The organism is Spirosoma utsteinense, assembly GCF_014282275.1.
Taxonomy (GTDB): Bacteria; Bacteroidota; Bacteroidia; order Cytophagales; family Spirosomataceae; genus Spirosoma; species Spirosoma utsteinense.
This window is the reverse complement of sequence record NZ_VFIA01000099.1, coordinates 1-4,582: the sequence shown is the minus strand read 5'-3', so window position 1 is coordinate 4,582 and position 4,582 is coordinate 1. Positions and strand designations below refer to the sequence as shown.

At 45.5% G+C, this 4,582-nt stretch carries 4 protein-coding genes; all 4 read left to right on the top strand.

The genetic code is table 11. The annotated features are described in order from the left end of the window. The first annotated feature begins 177 nt into the window (after nucleotides 1-177). The 4 genes from FH603_RS27625 (at nucleotide 178) to FH603_RS27610 (ending at nucleotide 4,495) form a co-directional block, all read left to right on the top strand. A complete protein-coding gene (locus tag FH603_RS27625; RefSeq protein WP_186742493.1) occupies nucleotides 178-579 on the top strand; it encodes a hypothetical protein in 402 nt (133 codons plus the stop codon). 511 nt (nucleotides 580-1,090) lie between these two features. After that, a complete protein-coding gene (locus FH603_RS27620) occupies nucleotides 1,091-3,445 on the top strand; it encodes an ABC transporter permease (protein ID WP_186742491.1) in 2,355 nt (784 codons plus the stop codon). A 128-nt stretch (nucleotides 3,446-3,573) separates the two neighbouring features. Next, entirely contained in the window at nucleotides 3,574-4,155 is a 582-nt protein-coding gene (locus tag FH603_RS27615; protein WP_186742489.1) for a Crp/Fnr family transcriptional regulator, read from the top strand. Nucleotides 4,156-4,240: 85 nt separating this feature from the next. Continuing rightward, nucleotides 4,241-4,495, top strand: coding sequence for a hypothetical protein (locus tag FH603_RS27610; RefSeq protein ID WP_186742487.1), 255 nt, complete (start codon nucleotides 4,241-4,243; stop codon nucleotides 4,493-4,495). Nucleotides 4,496-4,582: the final 87 nt, after the last annotated feature.

Here is a 4,582-nt window from a genome sequence, read left to right as displayed (position 1 = left end):
TCGAATTCAAGCGATTGTAGAAGACTTATTTGCTGATTCAGGCAAAGTCATCGCGTTAAGTTGTTTTCCGTACATCAAAAATACGTCATCATCAATCTGATTTAGTATAAGCAAAGCATACTAAAACGACTAACAGGACATTCGACATTTCAAGACATACTTTCTTTGGAATCGCCTGTGACTAAAAAACAATTACCAGCAAATGAAATTGTAATTCTTCCTTTCGGGTTTCAAGACAATTTACAAATCCAAACATTTGGAGATGAAGCAGCTACAAAAGACATGGTTGCTTCATTACTTGGAGAAAATTATCCTGACCAAGAAAAAGTATTTTTAAACGCGGAAAAGGCTTTAATCAAAGCCATGCAACCATCTTACAACAAGGAATTATTTAATAATTATCCTGTCAGTAAAGACGGACTTTACGATGAGAACTATGATGTTATTTCATACACACTTATTGACCCTATTGTATTGACTTACAAAGAAGGAGAAATCCGAGGTGGTCTGACACATATTGGTGGTGACGCCATTTTAATACTTGACAACAGTGAATTCAAACTTGTTAAGCATAGGTAAAACTGCATATAAAATGGATTTCGCATTAGGCGGGCTGACGTGCAAACTTGGAGCTTTGGACTTCAAATGAACTTTTGAAATAAATTGAAACTTTGTGCTCCGAAATGCGCCCGAACGCCAAATGCCAAATCGTAAGCATCAAACACCAAAATCATAACCTACTATAAATTCTTCATATTCCTACTAGCAAAATTTTTAGATTATACGAACATTAAATACAGCCATCTTAGACCTTGAGTATAGCAAGTTTGGCTTCAAAACAGACCAGTTTTCTATCGCCGAGTTTGTAGATAGTATAAGCCGTGAACTTAACCGTTAAACACTAACCAAGTGCACGGAGCTATCCGAACGTTACGGGCTTAGTAGCATGACTATAGACGGAATTTTAGCAGAAGTTAGGGCAGTCCGGGGCAATGCGGCTCGTTCCTGATACAAACCCCCTTAACAACTTTTAACACCCTCAAACCCAACCCTTCACGAATCTTGCTACTCTCCGTAAGAAACGTGAAGTATGCTCGCTAACTACGTCAAAATCGCTCGTCGCCATCTCTGGACGAACAAACTTTATACGGGCCTGAATGCCGGTGGTCTCGCCGTTGGGCTGACCGCTTGCCTGCTCATGGTGCTGTACGTGAAGCATGAATTTACCTACGACAGTTTTCATGCAAAGGCCGACCGTATCGTTCGGGTAACGGTGAATCTGACAACCCCCGATGCCCCTATATCAGTAGCCTCCTCCCCTATTTTACTGGCCAGCGCGTTGAAACGGGACTACCCGGAGGTGGAAACGGTCGCCCGGTTCGAGCCGGTGTCGGCAACCATTCGGTATGGAACTGATTTACGGAATGAACCCAATGTGTACTATGCCGAGCAGGACGTTTTTTCGGTGTTCACCTATCCATTCGTCGAGGGAAACGCGGCACAGGCACTGACCGAGCCAAACACAGCGGTTGTAACCGAAAGTTTTGCCCGGAAGTACGCCGGACGGACACGTGTGCTGGGCGAGACATTCCTGTGCAACAAAAAACTGTATCGAATTACGGGCGTCATGGCCGATCTACCGTCCAACGCCGACATGAAAATCAGTGCGTTGCTGGCCAAAGACTATACAACCTACACCGACTGGCTCGTCGATGATTTCCCGGTTTATACGTTCGTTCTGTTCCGGCAAGTACCCAATCTAAATGCCTTTGCCCAGAAGCTGGCCTTACTGAGCAAAACCTACATTCAGCCGGAACTTAAGAAAGTGGGCGCAACGGGCTATGCCGTTGTGTTCCAGACCGAGTTCCTGAAAGACGTCCACTTTAGTCAGGGGAAAATGGCCGACATGCCGAAAGGCAATAAACAATATGGCTATCTCTTTCTGTTTCTGGCTGTTTTTGTGCTGGTCATTGCCTTGTTAAACTACATCAACCTGCTGACGGCCAGAGCCACCGGGCGCGCGAAGGAAGTGGGCATCCGAAAAGCCAGCGGAGCGTTACGCCAGCAGTTGATCGGGCAGTTTTTACTGGAGTCGTTCCTGTTGAGTTTGCTGGCGGTCGTTCTGGCAATCGTCCTGTTGGTCATCACCGTTCCCTTTTTCAACGACCTGTTGCAAATTCAGCTTGACCTAGCCTGGGGCGACGGGTTGATGATGGCGGGCATTGCCTTATTGAGTACGGCCCTGCTGGGTGGACTCTACCCGGCGTTTGTCTTATCCGGCTTTAACCCGGCGGCTGTCTTACGAAAGCAAGCGGGCGGGTTGGGGCGCGGCTTCGGGCTTCGGCAAACGATCACCGTCTTCCAGTTTGTGCTGGCGGTGGGCATGATCATCGGGGTGTTGGTGGCGCATAGTCAGCTGAACTACATGCAGCGCGTTGATCTGGGTTTCACCAAAGAGCAGGTACTAACCGTTCACCTTCCTGACGATTCGCTTGCCAGAACCCACGGCTATGCCCTCGCCCATGCGTTGCGGCAACGCACCGAAATCAGGGACGCGTCGCTTGGGTCGGGGATCAAGCCTGATGCCATCCTGGTCAAAGCCACGACCTTTTTTCAATCGGCGGGCAAAAAACGGGAAGTCATGGGCAATTACTTATCCATTGATGATCGCTTTTTGCCGTTGCTGAACATGAAACTGGCGAGTGGCCGGAACGTATCGGCAGGCTCGGAAGCCGACAAAAATGGAGCATTTCTGGTGAACGAAGCCTTTGTTAAACTGGCGGGCTGGAAGCAGGCCATTGGCCAGCCAATGGAAGGATTTATGCACAAGGGCAAGGTTGTTGGCGTGGTCAGGAACTTCAACTATCACTCGCTGCATACAGCCATTGAACCGCTCATACTAGTGTTCAATACGGCTCCGCCCACCAACCTGACCCTGAAAATGAAGCCGGAACAGTTGCCGCTGGTACAGGAGACCTGGCAAAAACACTACCCAAACTTCCCTTTCGAATACACGTTTCTGGACGCGGCCTTTGCCGCCCAATACCGAAAAGACAAACTCATGATTACCCTCTTCAACGGGTTTTCCCTGCTGACCCTGTTGGTTTCCTGTCTGGGTTTATTCGGGTTGGCGACCTACACGGCCGAGCAGCGCACCAAAGAGATTGGCGTCCGCAAAGTATTGGGGGCAAGCGTCCTCAGCATCGTAACGCTCCTGTCGAAGGATATATTGAAGCTGGTGCTGGTTGCGATTGTCATAGCCTCCCCGCTGGCGTGGTACGCCATGAACCAGTGGTTAAGTGACTTCGCCTACAAAATCGACATTCGCTGGTGGATGTTTGCTCTGGCGGGCGCAGTGGCCATCGGCATTGCCCTGCTGACGGTGAGTTTCCAGAGTGTAAGGGCCGCGCTGATGAACCCGGTGAAGAGTTTGCGAAGCGAGTAAATCAGGGTAGCAAAAGCTTTCGTAAATACACCCTAGTTGGGTGTATTTACGAAAGCTTTTTTGTGTAGGTTCGTATAGTCAAGCGTTGGTGGCAAGTGTAACAGACGACAGTGATAACAAAATAAACAATGCAAAATTTACTATTTGACTTTATATCAAAATATGTTTCTCTGACTGAAGATGAAAAGAATTCTATCACTTCTTTGGACATTTTTCGGACAATTAAAAAGGGCACAACTCTTTTAAAAGAAGGACAAAAATCTAATGAAGGATATTTTGTTTTAAAAGGCTGTATACGAACATATTACATAATAGACGGTGAAGAAAAAACAACCGCTTTCTACACAGAAATGGAAGGCTTGACACCTCATTGCGTTATAAACAAAGCCCCTTCTGGATATTACATATCTTGTGTGGAAGACACAATTCTGATAGTTACAAACCCTGATATGGAAGCTGATAGTTTTAATAAATTCCCAAAATTTGAATCGCTTTGCAGAGTTTTATCAGAAGAACTTTTAGCAAAGCAGCAAATCAATTTTGACGAGTTTAAGACTTCTTCCCCTGAACAGCGATACTTGAATTTACTACAAAAAAGACCAGACCTTATTCAACGTGTTCCGCAACATCAATTAGCAAGTTATTTAGGTATAAAACCACAATCATTAAGCAGGTTAAGAGCAAGGATTCATGAAAAAAGCAAGAGGTAGGGCTCATTTCTTAACTTAAGTGAACGAGTTATGGCAACTTCCTACTCTACTTTTGCAGTATCGTTTAACAATTAACAGTATCGATATGCAAAAGAGAATTTATTGGTTCGCCTTGACCTTACTGATGGTAAGCGCTCTACAAGTTAAAGCTCAATATGCCAAACAAGACAGTACTTATAAAAAGTATTTTGTTGGGAGTACACTCTTGATGTTAGGAAATCTTATCCCAAATGACCCAAATGCACCTGAGTTTATACAATTAAATATTGGATATAGGATAACACCTAAAGATGTTGTTTTCTTAGAATTTAAAACATCTAATACTAATTCAAAATCATAAAGACGCATTCAGAATGTAGGGAAAGCAAGTCAACTCGATGACTGTCTGCCGACCCGTGAATAACGCTTCAAGAACAGCCCGCAAACG